Here is a 16118-nt window from a genome sequence, read left to right on the forward strand (position 1 = left end):
CATCGACATCACCGTGGGAGACGTGCCCGTGAACTCGATTCGTGCCCTTGCTGCCTCCACCCACCCGCTGACGTGGGTTCCGCGCAGCATCGCCCAGATTTTCTTCCTGCCCTCCTGGCCGACGGGGGTGCTCATCGCCGCCGGGGTGGCAGCCTGGTCGGTGCCGGCGGCAGCATTGCTGATAGTGGCCGCCGCCGTCGCCACGGTTGTGGCAGTAGTGATCGGGCACCGCGCCGAGGCCGCCGACGGCCTCATGGGTTTTAACGGCGCGTTGGTGGGCATCGCCGGATACTCGCTCACCGACACCTTCACCGCGGGGCTGGTCGTGGCGATCGCCGGGGCGGCGCTCAGCGTCTTTCTGTATATATACGCGTCTCGTTGGCTGGCGGCCGTGAGCCTGCCGGCGGCCACCGCACCGTTTTGTGCCCTCGCCTCTGTGGTGGCCCTTGCCGGCCGCGGCGGCGGGGAGGTCACGAGCGTCGGCGTCGGACTGGCCAATAGCTTCGCAGAGGTGGTCCTCGCCGACGGCCTTGCCGCCGGGGTGTTGGTGGCCGCCGGGGTGGCGGTGGGCAGTCCTCGGCTGGCGGCGTGGGGCGTGGCCGGCGCCGTCATCGCATTATCCCTGGAGACCAGTGTCCACGGGTTCGCAGCCGCGGGCACGGGCTTGGCCAGCTACTCCTCGGTGCTCGTGGCCATGGCGATAGGCGGGGTGTTCTGCCCGGAGTGGTCGACGGTGCGTCGAACGCTGGCCGTCGTAGCCGGTGCGCTGCTGGCCGTGGTGGTGACCTGGGGCTTCGCCGGCGTCGGGGTGGCAGCGTTTACCTGGCCCTTCGTGCTAGTCACGTGGGCTGCATGCGGTGTCTACCGGGCGTCGAACGGCGCATCGGTGAGTGCTTAAATCTTGTTGGGGTAGGTGCCGTTCGGATCATCAGGATCCTCAAAGATCCATTCCCCGATAACCCCGGGCAGGACCTTTCGAGGCTCGCCGAGCAGTGCGAGCCTATTGGCGTCTCGCTCGACCTCGGTAATCATGATCTTCGGCGGCTTCGCACGGCGCTTATCGCTACGAGACGGGTTGGCAAAACCGCCGCCCATCACGGGGCTCGACGCCGGGGTGGCGCCACGCGCAGCACCGGCGCCCGGAGAGGCAGGCTCCGCACTGAGAGGTGCTGGTGTGCTCGACCGGGGCGGGGCCTCCGGCGCGACGCGGTAGCCGCGCTCCCCGCCGCGTGGGCCCGTGCCGCCACTGCTGTACCCGTTCGATGACGCCGACCCATTCCACCGGGTGCCCGCCTTCCCATCACTTGGTTGAACGAGGGTGTCCGAGACCAATATTTTCGACCGCGGCGGTTGCGGGCCCATGATATAGCGAGTGGTGGCGGACACCGAGTCCCACCCGCTGCGTACCGGGGAAGCCGCAGCGCGCGCCGTTGTTCCGGTGTCCCCGCCTCGCGTCGGTGCGCCCCATCTAGCAGGGCTCACGGCGGACTGTGCGACGGTGCCTATCGCGGCGGTCGAAGACGGCGTCGACGCCGGGGCATGCGTCAGCGGGGCGGGCGAAGTAATAGTCCCCGCAGTGGTGGGGGCGGTGGTGATGGTCTCGGGATGAATGAGGCCTGGGGAATCCGGCATACCGGCCTGGCGAGCCGCGGCCTGGGTGAGGGCATTGATGCGGCTGACTTGCTCCGGATGAGCATCGGCGTAGCCAAGCAGCGAGTCAACCATGCCGTGCGGGGCGATAAAGCGGGTGCCATCGAAGCCCACCCCGCCGTCGGCGGTGGTCAGCGTCGCCGTGGGGTTAGGCGCGGTGCTCAGCAACGGATCGCTCAGGCTCATCACCCGCGGGGTAATCGCAGCCAATGCAGCCTGGGTAGTAACCGCATTGTGGGCCAGTGCGGCGCGTTCGGCGATTTCAGCCACGGCAGTACCCTCGGGTCCACTTGCGGCCAGGGCCGTCAACTCGGTCTTAAGGGCCTGCACGGTGGCGATGTTGGCCAAACGGGCAGGCTCCAGTTGAGACAGCGTGGACTCGAAATGCCCAGCGTTGGTAGCAATGGTGCGAGTGGCGCGTCCGGAATCCTGCAGCCGGGCCATGATCGCGTCGGAGGTCTGGCCGTAGTTATTGGCACCGATGTATCCCGAGGCCTCGATGAGCCCCTCGGCGATGTTCGATGCGGCCTGGATAATGTTCGCCCATACTCCCATGGCGCCGGAGACGGCGCCGGAATCCGAGGCGCCCAGCGCTGCCAGGAGCGCGTCGAGGCTCACCGCCGGAGTGACGATGACTTCCCCACGGTGCATTCCGGGAGTGCGGGCCAGCCCTCCCGTGCTGAACAGCCCGAGAGCCGCTGCACCGGAGTCCCCGATGTCCGCCCGGCGCAGCACGCGGGCGACGATAGTGTCCTGGTCCTGGTAGGCCCGACGGGTGGTCACCAGATTATCGGCAACGCTTTGCAGCTCCTCAGCGACCAGGCCAAGTACCTCCGCGGCGGAACCAGGGTGGCTATGAAGGCTAAGCCCATGGATGGTGCCGAGCTGATCGTAGCCGGAGGCGGTGGAGTAGGCGGGGCCGATGAGGGCGCTCTGCGCTCCACTTCGTGCTTGGTAGGCGTGCATGGAGTTGGAATCCGTAGCTCGTGCAACAGCGGCGAGGCTATCGGGGTCAATGATGAATTTCATTTCTTTTCCCTTAGTGAGTTGTAGATCTTGTAGAAGGCTCTGGTTGCCATCTGGCAGTAGCCTTCATCCGTCGCGCCCCGGACGAGGCTTCCGGCCCCGACTATGAAAATGCCTCTCCGAGTATCGACGACTATGTCGCATTGTTGATCGAATTTTCGGAATAAGGCGTCTGGGAGATCCTTGAGTGACTGCGATTCAACGCGGTTCGGGTCGTTGAGAAACTGATGGTACGGCGTTGGCCCCGCAGTGAGGCTGAGCATGATTTGCTCGGTCTCAAGGCTGGTCTTTCCAGAAATTTTGACGGAAGGATTACCCGTGCACCCGTCCATGCCGAACCATTTTCCGCCTGAGCGTTTTCCGCGCTTCAGCCCGAGTTCCTCGAGTACCTCCTCGGGTATCTCGTTGCAGGGGTCGATCCATTCCTGTTCCGGGCCGTTCGGGTCGCGGATGGTGAGTTCAACGAAGTCGCCGTTGAGGTAGATGCCCGGCGGTAGTTCCGTGTTGGTGACCTTTGAGTAGGAAGCGTCTTGGCAGCCCACCACCGGCAACAGCGCCAGCAACGTGAGCGCCGCAACGATGCGTCGCCTTCGCCTCGCACGTCCGGTGAGTAAGTGAGTAGGTGGAAGCGTCACGTCTTTGTCCCCCCGATAGTCGATGTGCCCATGCACTCTTAGACGGCGTAGCCGTGGGTACGGTTCCCGAAACCAACGCACCAACCCCCGGCAGCGTTGCACCGGCTACCTCCGCATTATGGCACCGGCGGGGGAGGGTGCGCAGGGTGTGCGCCACACGGGAAAAGAAAAACGACGCACCCGTAACGGTGCGTCGCTGGAACTGTTAGCTCTTAGAGCGCCTCGCTGATCGCCAGGACGGAGGCCTTAGCGTCGCCGAGGAGCATGTCCGTGTTCTCGTTGAAGAACAGCGGGTTTTGCACGCCCGCGTAGCCGGCGCCCATGGAGCGCTTGAACACAATGACCTTCTCGGCTTCCCACACCTTGAGCACCGGCATACCGGCGATGGGGGAGCCGGGCTCGTAGGCGATGGGGTTGACCGTGTCATTAGCGCCGATGACGAGCACGACGTCGATGTCGGCGAAGTCATCGTTGACCTCGTCCATTTCGAGGACGATGTCGTACGGCACCTTCGCTTCGGCGAGGAGCACGTTCATGTGGCCTGGCAGGCGGCCGGCCACGGGGTGGATGCCGAAGGTGACGTCCACACCCTGAGCGCGCAGCCGGGACGTGAGCTCAGCGACGGGGTACTGCGCCTGGGCGACGGCCATGCCGTAACCCGGGGTAATCATGACCTTCTTCGCACCGGCGAGCAGGGCCGCGACCTCCGCCGCGGTGGTCTCGGTGTGGGTGCCGTAGTCGCGGTCGTCGGCCGCGGCGCTGCCGCCGTCGGAGCCGAAACCGCCCAGGATCACGGAGATGAAGGAGCGGTTCATCGCCTTGCACATGATGTAGGACAGGTAGGCACCGGAGGAGCCCACCAGCGCGCCGGTGATGATGAGCAGCGGGTTGGACAGCATGAAGCCGGCGGCCGCCGCGGCCCAGCCCGAGTAGGAGTTGAGCATGGACACCACGACGGGCATGTCGCCGCCGCCGATGGCCGCAACCATGTGCACGCCGAGTGCGAGCGCCAGCACGGTCATGACGATGATGGCGACCCACGCCCACACGCCGTCGCCGCCGGAAACGATGAACACGACCATGAACACCAGCGAGACGACGATGGCCGCCAGGTTGAGCAGGTTGCGACCCGGCAGGGTCAGCGGCGCGCCGGAGATCTTGGCGGACAGCTTGAGGTAGGCGACGATGGAGCCGGTGAAGGTCACGGCGCCGATGAAGATGCCGAGGAACACCTCACCGAGGTGGAAGGCGGCCATCTCCTCGCTCACGCCGTGCGGGGCGAGGAAGGAGTTGAAGCCGATGAGCACCGCGGCCAGGCCGACGAAGCTGTGCAGCAGCGCGATGAGCTCCGGCATGCCGGTCATCTCCACCTTCTTGGCCTTGGGGATGCCGATGGCGGCGCCGATGCCCATGGCCAGGGCGATGAGGATGAGGGTGACCAGCGGGCTGCGGAAGTCACCGGGGTGGGTGGCGGACTGGGTGAGCGCCTTGGCGACGGTGGCCACGAGCGCAAGGCCCATGCCCCACACGCCGAAGCTGTTGCCACGCTGGGCGGTGTCCTGCTTGCTCAGCCCCGCCAGCGCGAGGATGAACAGCAAGGCGGCGATGAGGTAGGCGATGGTGGTGAGCCTATCGACCCACAGGGCGGCGTCGGCCGCGAACGAAAGAGCAGTCATCGTTTAGGCCTCCTTCCGGAACATGTCGAGCATGCGGTGGGTGACAGTGAACCCGCCGAAGATGTTGATGGATGCCACCACGATGGCGATGAAGGACAAGATGGTCACCGCCAGGTTGGCGGAGCCGACCTGCAGCAGCGCACCGACCAGGATGATGCCCGAGATGGCGTTCGTCTCACTCATCAGCGGCGTGTGCAGGGAGTGCGTGACCGCGGTGATGACGTAGAAGCCCACCACGATGGCCAGCAGCAGCACCATGTAGTGGCCCATGACCACCAGGGGGCTGGCCAGCAGCAGCGCGAGGACGAGCGCGCCCGCGATGAGCTTCCACGTGCCGGACTTCGCCGGCTCCTCAGCCGGCTCGGCGGCGGCCGCAGCTGGTTCCGCAGGTGTCGCCGCCGGAGCGGCGGAGACCTTCACTGGCGGCGGGGGCCACAGGATGTCCTTCTGGTGGGCGACGGTGATGCCGCGCACGATTTCGTCGTCGAGGTCGATGACGAGCTCGCCATCCTTGCCCGGGGTCATGAGCTTGAGCAGGTTAACGATGTTCTGCCCATAGAGCTGCGAGGATTGCGACGGCAGGCGGCGGGTGAGCTCGGTGTAGCCGATGATGGTCACCCCGCCTTCGGTGGTGTACACCTCGCCGGGGCGGGTGAGCTCGCAGTTGCCGCCGTTGGCCGCGGCCATGTCGACGATGACGCTGCCGGGCTTCATGGCGGCAACGTCGTCGGCAGTGAGCAGCACCGGGGACTTGCGGCCCGGGATGTTCGCGGTGGTGATGACGATGTCGGCCTTCGCGGACTGCTCGGCGTACAGTTTCGCCGCTGCCTGCGCCTGGTCGGCGGTCATCTCCTTGGCGTAGCCGTCCTCGGACTCCTCGGTCTCGGCAGGGATGGCGACGAACTCGGCGCCCATGGACTCCACCTGCTCGGCGGTCTCAGGGCGCAGGTCGGTGGCCTTAACGATGGCGCCCAGCGAGTTCGCCGTGCCGATGGCAGCCAGTCCGGCCACACCTGCGCCGATGACGTACACGGTGGCGGGCGGGACCTTACCGGCGGCGGTGACCTGGCCGGTGAACAGACGTCCGAAGTGGGCGGCGGCTTCGATGACGGCGCGGTAGCCGCCCACGTTTGCCATGGAGGACAGCACGTCCATCGACTGCGCGCGAGAGATGCGCGGCACGGCGTCCATCGCCAAGGCCGTCAGGTCGCGTTCGGCGAACTCGGCGACGAGGGCGTCGTTGCGGCCCGGAGCGAGACGCGAAATGAGCGTGGCCTGCGGCTTCATGGCGGCTCGACGCTCCTCGGTGGGAGTGTCGACGGTGGTGACGATGTCGGCGGTGGACCAGACATCGTCGACGATGGTGGCGCCGGCAGCTTCGTAGAGGTGATCGGGGAAGGCGGCGTTGTCGCCGGCTCCCCGCTGGACGTGGACATCGTAGCCGAGCTTGATGAGCTTTCCTACGGTGTCCGGAGTGGCTGAGACCAGGGTTTGCCCTGGTGACTCCTCGACGGGAATGCCGATGAGCACGTCAGGCCTCCTTATTAATTCATTGGGTGACTAAACCACTGCGCAGCGACGTGTGCAGTGGATACCTGTCAGCCTATCAATGGTGTTACGTGGCCTCCAAGGAAGCTGCCCACTCAATCCGACAATTATCGGCAACAAAACCCGTTGTCGGCGTTCGCCGACAACGGGAAAGATGAAGCCGACAACCGGGAGGTGAAGCCGACAACGGGAAAGCTGAAGCCCAGGCGACCTATCGATCAGTGAGCGCTGCGAGCGCGGCGTCGTGCAGGCGTCCGTTGCTGGCCACGGCGTCCCCGCCGTGCGGCCCGTCCTCACCGGTCAGGCTGCTAAAACGCCCGCCGGCCTCGGTGACCAGCACGCTCAGGGCGGCCAGGTCCCACAGCGACACCTCCGGCTCAGCGGCGATGTCCACGGAGCCCTCGGCGACGAGGCAGTAGGAGAAGAAGTCGCCGTAGCCACGCAGCCGCCACACGGAGTCGCTCAGGCCGAGGAAGTTCTCGCGCAGACCGCGCTCTGCCCACCCGGAGAGGGAGGAAAAGGACAGCGAGGCGTCGGCCAGCTCACCGACCTCGGAGACGGCGAGTCGCTTCGGCGAACCGCCGGTGAGCACCCGCCAGGCACCGGTGCCGACGGCGGCGTACCACCGTCGACCCAGCGCCGGGGCGGAGACGACGCCGACGACGGGCACCCCGTCGTCGAGCAAGGCAATGAGGGTGGCCCACACCGGCACCCCGCGGACGTAGTTCTTGGTGCCGTCGATGGGGTCGATGACCCACTGACGGCCCTCGAAGGTGGCGTCGCCACCGAACTCCTCGCCGAGGACGGCGTCGAGCGGGCGCTTCTCCTTGAGCAGGGCGCGCAATTGCTCTTCCACGGCCAGGTCGGCCTCCGACACGGGGGTCATGTCTGGTTTGGTGGACACCTTCAGGTCGGTGGCTTCGAATCGCTCGGTGGTGATCGCGTCGGCAGCGTCGGCTAGTTGCAGCGCCAAGGCAAGATCATCGGCAAAGGTTGTCATAGCCCCTCATCCTAGAAGTCACTGAGCGTCCACGGCGGCAAAAGCCGCCGCGATCTCGTCGACGATGGCCGTCGAGCCCGCCACCAACCACGCGGTGCCGCCGGCCTCGACGCGTCGAGCCGCCCCGCCGGCGCCTTCGACGAGCGCCTTGCCCGGCCACCAGTCCCACACCGCGCCGGCGCGCTGGATCCAGGCACCGGCGTGGCCCGTGGCCACCAGCGACAGATCCACGGATCCGGCGCCGAACATCCGCAGCGTGGCGAATTGGCCGGCGACGGCCAGCCAGGTGTCTCGCACCGGGCCGGGGTTCATGGTCCCGGGGTGCAGGTAGGTCACGAGCGACGTCTCGGCCATCCGACGCGGGGTCAGCGGGGCGACGGGCTCACCGTTGACGGTGGTGGGGATGCCGGGACCGCCGAAATAGGTGGTGGCCGGCGTGGGGCGGTGGACGGCGCCGAAGAGTAGCGCGTCGGGGGCCAGGGGGTCGCCCTCGACCAGGGCCAGGGCGGAGCAGTAGTAGCTGAATCCGGAGGTGAAGTTATAGGTGCCGTCGACGGGGTCGATGACCCAGGTTCGGCCGCTGGTCGACGCGCGGGAGGCGCCTTCCTCGCCGAGCAGTCCGTCGCCGGGGCGCAGCGCGGAGAGCACGCCGGCGACGAAGGCCTCGGCGGTGCGATCGGCTTCGGTGACGACATCGGAGATGGAGGTCTTGTAATCGGTGGTCAGGCCCTGAGCTCGCATCCGGTCGGCGAGCTGGCCGGCATCATGGACGAGGGCGCGGGCGAGGTCTTCGTCGCTGTCAGCGGCGTGGGCGGCGGTGAAGGAGTCGATGAGGGCGGTGGCGTCGGTCATGGCTTCCATTGTGCACCTCATCGCACAGGCGGCGGGTAGCATGCTTAGGCATGCGACCCGAGACCAGCTCAAAAATTGCCGACCTTGACGCCACCGTCACCACCATCGAAAAGGTGATGGACCTCGACGAGCTGGATGCCAGGGTGCGCGAGTTGGAGCAGCAGGCGGCGGATCCGTCGTTGTGGGATGATCCCGAGCACGCCCAGGAGGTCACCACCGAATTAGCGAGCGTGCAGGCACGGTTGCGTAAGGTTCGCGAGCTGCGCCAGCGCGTGGAGGACCTGCCGGTGATGTACGAGCTCGGCGAGGAGGAAGGCGACGTTTCCCTGGCCGACGCGGAGCTGGCGGAGCTCACCCAGGCCGTGGAGTCCCTGGAGGTCACCACCATGCTCTCGGGGGAGTACGACGCCCGCGAGGCGGTCATCAACATCCGCTCCGGCGCGGGCGGTGTCGACGCCGCCGACTGGGCCGAGATGCTCATGCGCATGTACATCCGGTGGGCGGAGAAGAGCGGCGCCCGCGTGGACGTGCTGGACACCTCCTACGCGGAGGAGGCGGGCATTAAGTCCGCCACGTTCATCGTCCACGGGGAGTACATGTACGGCACTCTGTCGGTGGAGCAGGGCGCGCACCGGCTCGTGCGCATCAGCCCCTTTGATAACCAGGGGCGGCGCCAGACCTCCTTCGCCGAGGTGGAGGTGCTGCCCGTGGTGGAAAAGACCGACCATATCGAGGTCCCGGACACGGACATTAGGGTGGATGTCTACCGTTCCTCCGGCCCCGGCGGGCAGAGCGTGAACACGACGGACTCGGCGGTGCGGATCACGCACCTGCCCACCGGCATCGTGGTGACCTGCCAGAACGAGAAGTCCCAGATCCAAAACAAGGCCTCCGCCCTGGGAGTGCTTCAGGCCAAGCTCCTAGAGCGCAAGCGCCAGGAGGAGAAGGCGGAGCTCGACGCGCTGGGTGCCGGCGGCAACGCCTCCTGGGGTAACCAGATGCGCTCTTATGTTCTGCACCCCTACCAGATGGTGAAAGACCTGCGGAATAACTACGAGGTGTCGGATCCGCAGAAGGTGCTCGACGGGGACCTGGATGGTTTCCTAGAGGCAGGCATCCGGTGGCGGATGGCCCAGCAGAACGGAGAGTAAAAGGTGCCTGTCATTTCCTTTCAGTCGGTGACGAAGTCCTTTGCGACGTCGACCCGCCCGGCCCTGGACCACATCGATCTCAGCATCGACGCCGGGGAGTTCGTCTTCCTCATCGGCCCTTCGGGCTCGGGGAAGTCGACGCTGCTTAATGTGCTCACCCGCGAGGAGAATATCGATTCCGGGGCGGTGCACTTCGCCGACATGCGCGTCGATGAGCTGCGTGGCGCGCAGGTCGCGCAGCTGCGCCGTCGTATCGGGTATGTGTTCCAGGACTTTAGGCTGCTGCCGCGGCTAAGCGTTTACGACAACGTGGCTTTCGCCCAGAAGGTCATCGGCCGGCCCGCCGCTGACATCACCGCTGCGGTGCCGGAAGCGCTGGCCATGGTGGGCCTGGATGCGAAAGCGAACCGGATGCCCAGCGAGCTGTCCGGTGGCGAACGCCAGCGAGTCGCCATCGCCCGGGCCGTGGTCAACAAGCCGCTGGCGATCCTGGCCGACGAGCCCACCGGCAACCTGGACCCAGACACCGCCGAGGAGATCATGGCCCTCTTCACCCGAATCCACGCCGGCGGCACCACCGTGGTCATGTCCACGCACAATGCCCGGGCAGTGGATCAGCTGCGCCAGCGGGTGGTGGAGCTGCATTACGGCAAGATCGTGCGCGACGACGCCCGCGGTGTCTACTCCACCCGCGGCCGTTAACCCGAGGAAAGGCTGGTCAATTAACGATGACTACCGGTTTTGTGCTCCGCGAGGGCTTGGCAGGCCTGCGCCGTAACCTCACCATGACCGTCGCCCTCATCATCACCACGGCCATCTCCCTGGCCCTGCTGGGGGTTGGCGTGCTGGTGGGGCAGATGACCAGGGACACCAAGGCCATGTACCTGGACCAGGTGGAGGTGCTCGTGCAATTCGATGCCGCCATCTCCGCCGCCGACGCCGCCTGCACCTCACCCGAGTGTGCCGCGGTGCGTGACCGCCTGAGCAGCAATGAGGGCGTGGCGGAGGTCACTTTTAGCAACCAGCAGCAGACGTTCGAGCGTTTCCGGGAGCTGTTCGCCGAGTCCGACCCGGTACTCGTCGAGCAGACCTCGCCCGGCGCCCTGCCCGCGGAACTGCATGTGCGTTTGACTGATCCCACCGACGCCTCCCCGCTGGACGGCGTGGCTGAGATGCCCGGTGTCTTAAGGATCATCGACCAAAGCGACGACGTCCGCGCCGCGACGGGACACCTCGACGCCATCCGCAACGCCGCCTTCGCCCTGGCCGTGCTCCAGGCACTCGCGGCTGTGTTCCTCGTGTCCAACATGGTGGCGTTGTCCGCGTACCACCGGCGCGAGGAGGTGGCGATCATGCGGGTGGTGGGCGCCACCCGCGCCATGACCCACGCCCCCTTTGTCGTCGAGGCAGTGCTGGCCAGCGTCGTCGGCGCGATCCTGGCCACGGTGGGCGTGGTGCTGGGCAACCGCCTCGTTGCCGCCCCCGCGCTGTCCGGTCTCTACGACGCCCGGATCATTGCCCGCGTTACCGAAGCCGACGTGCTCATGGTCATGCCCCTGGTGGGGGTGGTAGGGGTTGTCGTCGCCGGGCTGGCGGCCGCCGGTGCGCTGCGGGCATACGTGCGTTCCTAGGAAAATGAGGCGGCGTCGGGTACTTTTATTGGGTTATGGCGAAGAAGAAAAAGAAGCAGGCCCCCGGCACTATCGCCACCAACCGTAAGGCGCGGCACGACTACAACATCCTCGAAACCTACGAGGCCGGCATCGTGCTCGTAGGCACCGAGATCAAGTCCCTGCGCGAGGGCAAGGCGTCCCTCGTCGAGGCCTTCGCCACCATCGACGACGGCGAGGTGTGGTTGCGCAACCTCCACATCCCCGAATACTCCATGGGGCACTGGACCAACCATTCCCCCCGTCGCACCCGCAAGCTGCTGCTGCACCGCCGGGAGATTGACTCTCTCTACGGCAAGGTCCGCGACGGCAAGCGCACCCTCGTCCCGCTGTCGCTTTACCTCAAGGACGGCCGGCTCAAAGTGGAGTTGGCACTGGCCAGCGGCAAGCAAGACTACGACAAGCGCCAGGCGATCAAGCGCCGCACGGAGGAACGCGAAGTCGTGCGCGAGCTCGGGCGCAAGATCAAGGGCATTAACGCCTAGTACGGCTCCGACGCTGGGGGTCGCGTCTACGCCAACAAGATAGCCACAACAGCGCTAGGGAGAGTGAAGGATCCGTGAAAACGATTCTGGTGACCGGGGCGTCACGAGGCATTGGGCGAGCGATCGCCGAGGAGCTAGGCCGAGACTACCGGATCCTCGTAGGCTCGACGACGCCCGCCGGTGCCGACGAGGTGGTGGCTCAACTGCCGAACGCCGAGGCTTTCGTGGCCGACCTCACCGACGAGCACGCCGTTGCCCGCGCAGTGGCCGACACCGGGCTAGATAAGGAAGGCTCCCTCGACGCGGTAGTGCATTCGGCCGGGGTGCTGGAACGACGCCCAATTGAGCAGTTAACGATGGCGGATTGGCGGGCGTCCTTCGCGATCAACGTCTTTGCCGTCGCGGAGTTGACCCGCCTGCTGCTGCCGGCGCTGCGCTCCACGCGCGGCACCGTGGTGACCATCAATTCCGGATCAGGTCTGCATTCCGGGGTGGGGCAGGCCATCTACGCCGGCACAAAGCACGCCCTCGTGGCGTTCACCGACGCCCTGCGAGAGGAAGAACTGGGCCGCATCCGGGTAACCTCCGTCCACCCGGGGCGAGTGGATACGGACATGCAGCGGCAGCTTCGCCGCGCGGAGGGCTTCGCCGACGCCGACTATGACGGTGCCGCGTGGGCCAAGCCAGCCTCGATCGCGCGCGCGGTGCGCCTGGCTGTAGACATGCCACAAGATGCGACCGTTCCCATGGTGCGGGTCAACCCCTCGGGGCTGGGAAGGTGAAGAATTAACCTAAAGTTGGGTTGATTTTCATTGAAGCTTTAGCTTAGACAGCTCACTGCCTTTACCGCTTCCGTAGAGTGATTTTCAATATCAAGACGGAAGGGGATGGAAGTGTTTAGTGGAAGAGCGCTCTCGATGGCGATGGCTCTAGCTGCGTCAATCGTATTGGGTACGGACTATGTGGCAGCCTAGGAGGTTGGCATGTCGTCCTGGGGGCTGAGAACGATTCAGAAGTCTATACCCTCAATGATGCGGGTGGCCGGCCCATTACTTTCACCTTTGAGAAGATGGGTGACGGCGTCCGCATCGTAGACTTAGAAGGACGGGACCTGGGTCTCAAGATCGTTGTTGACGAACAGTTCGAGATGAGTCTGATGCAGCGAGGGGAAGGGGACTACATCATAGATAATGCCCCCCGGGGTCCTGATGTTCCGCTCGTTGTTCCATATAACAACAATGGTGTGGATATTCCAAACCACTACATCTATGACCCGGATCCGTCGCGTCCAGATAGGATGTTACATGACTACTGCTCATATTCCCCGGATTGGCTGGGTACTGCCGACTTTCGTGGCGCATGCGCCCTTCACGACTTATGCTATCAGGCAGTCAATAACAAGGTTGGGTCACATCACGACTGCAATCTGGCTTTCCTGGCAGACCTAAGGAAAGTGTGTGACGGTCAGACTTATGGGAGGGTCCAATTCCGTAATGCGGCGCGGACTTATTACCGTGTGGTAAATAGTATAAATCCCTAGGGTAGGAAGGCTGGAAGTGGGTATTCATCAGTTTCAGGAAAAATCTTTCTGGTTCAGGTTGGGTGTGGCTTATCCGATAGCGGAGCTGCTGCTTGCTATAATTAGCATCCTGGCCTCTCTGCTTCTTTTTCCGATGCGCTGGGACCTGTACATGTTTCTCATTGCGTTTTCATTCCCGGTGGCGCTGATCTGGAAGTGGATCATTACTCTCTTTCGGTCTCGATTCGCGTGGGTCCACATCGTGCTCGGTGTGGTGATCCTCGTGCTGGAGTACCGGTACCTGTTCTATGCGCCGACCGCTATTGGTGACAAGCTTTTCGTCTCTTTGGCTCTAGGAATTATCTACCCGGCCATCGGGGAAATCCTGCGTGCGGCAGTGCGGAAGCGCTACCCGAAGGGAAAAGAGATAGGAGTCGACAGTCCTTCAATGAACTTGTGAACCCATGGATAAAGTTGAGGGATGGGCCGTAGCAAGGTCTGGCCTCGTCAAGATTGTAATTGGTAGATTCGGCTCTGGTTTTTATCGATGTGTAATGAATGTTATTTGACGAGGGTTGCGATGTAGGGCTGACCTGCTCTGACGTAGATGCCGGCTTATTTAATTTAGAAAAGGGGATAGGCGTGCTTTGTCGCCGGATCTCTAAGGGTTCGTTTTGGGAAAAATTGTTTCCAGCCTATCCGGCATTCGAGGTACTGCTGGCTGTTATAAGCATGCTTGCGTCTCCATTCCTTTTTCCTATGCGTTGGGTAGGTTACGTGCTGGTCATCCCTGTTGCAATTTCGGTGGCGTTAACTTGGAAGTGGGTCATCACCCTCTTTCACCCTTGCTTCGCGTGGGTTCACGTCGTCCTCGGTGTAGTCCTCCTCGTGTGGGAATATCTGAAGCAAGTTTGTGAGGGGCAAGGTGCGCAGCGCCGGTCCTGCATTGCCGCTGCGGAGATCTACTGCGGAGCGGTCGGCAGGCTTAACCCTAACCGACGTCCGAAAATCCGATCTGGAAGGAAATGGTATGTATAAATCGATTTGGCTGTTTTCTCGGTACCCGATATTTGAGCTGATCGCGATAATTATCACAATTTCTCTGACGTCCCATGTTTTGTTCTATAATGTGGATTGGTGCGTCTTCATGTTTAAGTTGGCGATTCCCGTGGTGCTGCTCTGGAAACGGGTCATTACCCTGTTCGGTTCGCGCTTTGCGTGGGTTCATGCCGTTCTCGGGGTGACTATCCTGGTCGTGGAATATTCCTTTTTTATCGACGAACCCTCGTCGATTGGTGACAAGCTACTGGTGCCCCTTGGCTTCGGCATCATCTACGCCGCCGCCGGTGAGATGCTTCGGGCGCTGGTCCGCCGATGGAATTCGCGTCGACAGTGCGCCCGAGCCGATGTACCCGGGGGCGTATAAGCGGCTCTTCGTGTTTGAGTGTGGGTCACAGGCGTAGCCCCCCGGCGATCAACAGCATCCGTAGACGGTAGTTGTCACGGTTGCGAAACCCTCTTGCCAGGCGGCGATGAAGCTCGATCAGCCCATTGATCGCTTCCGTGCCACCATTGTTACTGCGCGCGGTGTCCCAGTACGCCAAAAAGGCATCCTTCCACCTACGCAACGTTCTGCCTAACCGGGCCATCTCCGGTATCGGACATGACGGCAGACTCCGCAACGCTTCACACGCCGCTCGCCGGCCTGCAGCCATGTCCGGTTCGTGATACGCCGCCCGCAGGGCATGCGCCGCCTGCCAGGCAATAAACAACTCCTCGTGACGCGGATCGGCGGCGATAGCCGCATCAAAGCGTTGCCACTGACGCTCAGTGAGCCGACGAGGATCACAACGCACAATGGTACGAATGCCGTACAACGGATCTCCGCTTCTGCCGCGATGGCCGGTGATATGTTGCCACAACCTGCGTCGGACATCATCGACAGCAGTGACCGCCAGCTTGACGACATGGAAAGCATCCAACACGGCGGTGGCGTCGTCGAGGGTGTCATCAATGGCTCGCTTGTACCCGGCGAACGGATCCAACGCGGCGATATCCACCCGGGAACGAAAACCCTCCCCTCGTTGCCGTAGCCAGCCAGCGAGCACGCTGGCTGAGCGTCCTGGGACCAGGTCAAGAAGCCTAGCTTTGACCTTGCCGTGGTCATCGCGGCTAAGATCCACCATCCCCGTAAATTCCTTCGGGCCGCGTTTGCTGCGGCATGTGTGGTGCCAGATGTGCTCATCTACTCCTAGTGCGCTGACCCCGTCGAAGCGTGTGGGGTCAGCAGCTAAGGCCTCAAGAGCAGCCTTGACCGGCTTCCATACGGTGGACCAGGCAGTTGATAACTGCCGGGCAAGGGAATTAATGGTGGCGTGCTCCCGGCGTAGTTGTTCTAACGCCCAGGCGACCACGCGCACCGTTATGCGCTGGCGTGGCAGCGCAACCGTGGGATTGTACTCGACGAAGGTCGTGCGTGCACAGCCGGGTGCGGGGCAGGTATACCGGCGCTTGAGCCAGCAGATCCTCACCGGCCTACCGAAAGAGGGAATGTCTACCAGCGTTACGGGTACCCGCCCATGGGCGGCGCCTGGGCCGTGACAGTCGGGGCACGCCCGTGGTGTGGGATCGGATTCGACCGTGATTTCCCGGTACTCGTCGCGGTCGTGGACGCTAAGGACGTGCACCCCGTCTAGTCCGACGAGGTCGTCGCATCGCTTACAGTAACCGGCGGGGTCACGGTTGATGGCCTGCTGGGGGTTGGTTGTAGGATCGGACATGGGTCGAGGCCTTCGTTTCAGGATTGGTGAGTGGTATCCCCTATCCTGCTAGGGCCTCGGCCCTTATTGTGTGCACGACACCCACCCCGGGATGAGACACTCACCCACACTCAAACGCGAAGAGCC

General features: G+C 64.0%; 16 protein-coding genes. 9 read left to right on the forward strand and 7 right to left on the reverse strand.

Annotation, left to right across the window (positions count from 1 at the left end):
• Positions 1-28 precede the first annotated feature (28 nt).
• The gene (locus tag CUTER_RS02805; RefSeq protein WP_144412236.1) at positions 29-898 is read left to right on the forward strand and encodes an urea transporter; all 870 of its coding nucleotides are present in this window, start codon (positions 29-31) and stop codon (positions 896-898) included.
• Here the strand turns inward: CUTER_RS02805 and CUTER_RS02810 are convergent.
• From CUTER_RS02810 to CUTER_RS02835, 6 genes are all read right to left on the reverse strand, one after another.
• Positions 895-2679 (reverse strand): hypothetical protein, encoded by a 1785-nt coding sequence (locus tag CUTER_RS02810; protein ID WP_047259151.1) that lies wholly within the window; start codon positions 2677-2679, stop codon positions 895-897. The two genes, CUTER_RS02805 and CUTER_RS02810, sit on opposite strands and share 4 nt — an antisense overlap.
• On the reverse strand, positions 2676-3311 hold the full coding sequence (locus tag CUTER_RS02815; RefSeq protein WP_144412237.1) for a DUF3558 domain-containing protein: 636 nt from the start codon (positions 3309-3311) through the stop codon (positions 2676-2678). Before CUTER_RS02815 ends, CUTER_RS02810 begins: the two co-directional genes overlap by 4 nt.
• Positions 3312-3523: 212 nt before the next feature.
• On the reverse strand, positions 3524-4987 hold the full coding sequence (gene pntB / locus CUTER_RS02820; protein WP_047259153.1) for a Re/Si-specific NAD(P)(+) transhydrogenase subunit beta: 1464 nt from the start codon (positions 4985-4987) through the stop codon (positions 3524-3526).
• 3 nt (positions 4988-4990) lie between these two features.
• Positions 4991-6517, reverse strand: coding sequence for a Re/Si-specific NAD(P)(+) transhydrogenase subunit alpha (locus CUTER_RS02825; RefSeq protein WP_047259154.1), 1527 nt, complete (start codon positions 6515-6517; stop codon positions 4991-4993).
• A gap of 229 nt (positions 6518-6746) precedes the next feature.
• A complete protein-coding gene (gene hisN / locus CUTER_RS02830) occupies positions 6747-7535 on the reverse strand; it encodes a histidinol-phosphatase (protein ID WP_047259155.1) in 789 nt (262 codons plus the stop codon).
• Positions 7536-7553: 18 nt separating this feature from the next.
• Entirely contained in the window at positions 7554-8387 is an 834-nt protein-coding gene (locus tag CUTER_RS02835) for an inositol monophosphatase family protein (RefSeq protein ID WP_236684752.1), read from the reverse strand.
• 50 nt (positions 8388-8437) lie between these two features.
• Here CUTER_RS02835 and prfB point away from each other — a divergent pair, with 50 nt between their 5' ends.
• The 8 genes from prfB (at position 8438) to CUTER_RS02870 (ending at position 14638) form a co-directional block, all read left to right on the forward strand.
• Complete coding sequence (gene prfB / locus CUTER_RS02840) at positions 8438-9538, forward strand: peptide chain release factor 2 (RefSeq protein ID WP_047259157.1); 1101 nt, start codon at positions 8438-8440, stop codon at positions 9536-9538.
• A 27-nt stretch (positions 9539-9565) separates the two neighbouring features.
• Positions 9566-10240 (forward strand): cell division ATP-binding protein FtsE, encoded by a 675-nt coding sequence (locus CUTER_RS02845; RefSeq protein ID WP_236684753.1) that lies wholly within the window; start codon positions 9566-9568, stop codon positions 10238-10240.
• Positions 10241-10266: 26 nt separating this feature from the next.
• Positions 10267-11169, forward strand: a complete 903-nt coding sequence (gene ftsX / locus CUTER_RS02850; protein WP_047259159.1) for a permease-like cell division protein FtsX — start codon at positions 10267-10269, stop codon at positions 11167-11169.
• A 35-nt stretch (positions 11170-11204) separates the two neighbouring features.
• Positions 11205-11693, forward strand: coding sequence for an SsrA-binding protein SmpB (gene smpB / locus CUTER_RS02855; protein ID WP_047259160.1), 489 nt, complete (start codon positions 11205-11207; stop codon positions 11691-11693).
• A 74-nt stretch (positions 11694-11767) separates the two neighbouring features.
• Positions 11768-12475: an SDR family oxidoreductase gene (locus CUTER_RS02860; RefSeq protein ID WP_047259161.1), complete on the forward strand. Its 708-nt coding sequence runs from the start codon at positions 11768-11770 to the stop codon at positions 12473-12475.
• Positions 12476-12990: 515 nt separating this feature from the next.
• Positions 12991-13233, forward strand: a complete 243-nt coding sequence (locus CUTER_RS12020; protein ID WP_330217691.1) for a phospholipase A2 — start codon at positions 12991-12993, stop codon at positions 13231-13233.
• A gap of 16 nt (positions 13234-13249) precedes the next feature.
• On the forward strand, positions 13250-13672 hold the full coding sequence (locus tag CUTER_RS02865) for a hypothetical protein (protein ID WP_047259162.1): 423 nt from the start codon (positions 13250-13252) through the stop codon (positions 13670-13672).
• Positions 13673-14242: 570 nt separating this feature from the next.
• Positions 14243-14638, forward strand: a complete 396-nt coding sequence (locus tag CUTER_RS02870; RefSeq protein WP_047259163.1) for a hypothetical protein — start codon at positions 14243-14245, stop codon at positions 14636-14638.
• 25 nt (positions 14639-14663) lie between these two features.
• Here the strand turns inward: CUTER_RS02870 and CUTER_RS02875 are convergent, their stop codons facing one another.
• Entirely contained in the window at positions 14664-15992 is a 1329-nt protein-coding gene (locus CUTER_RS02875; RefSeq protein ID WP_236684754.1) for an ISL3 family transposase, read from the reverse strand.
• Positions 15993-16118 lie beyond the last annotated feature (126 nt).

The organism is Corynebacterium uterequi, assembly GCF_001021065.1.
GTDB classification, from domain to species: domain Bacteria; phylum Actinomycetota; class Actinomycetes; order Mycobacteriales; family Mycobacteriaceae; genus Corynebacterium; species Corynebacterium uterequi.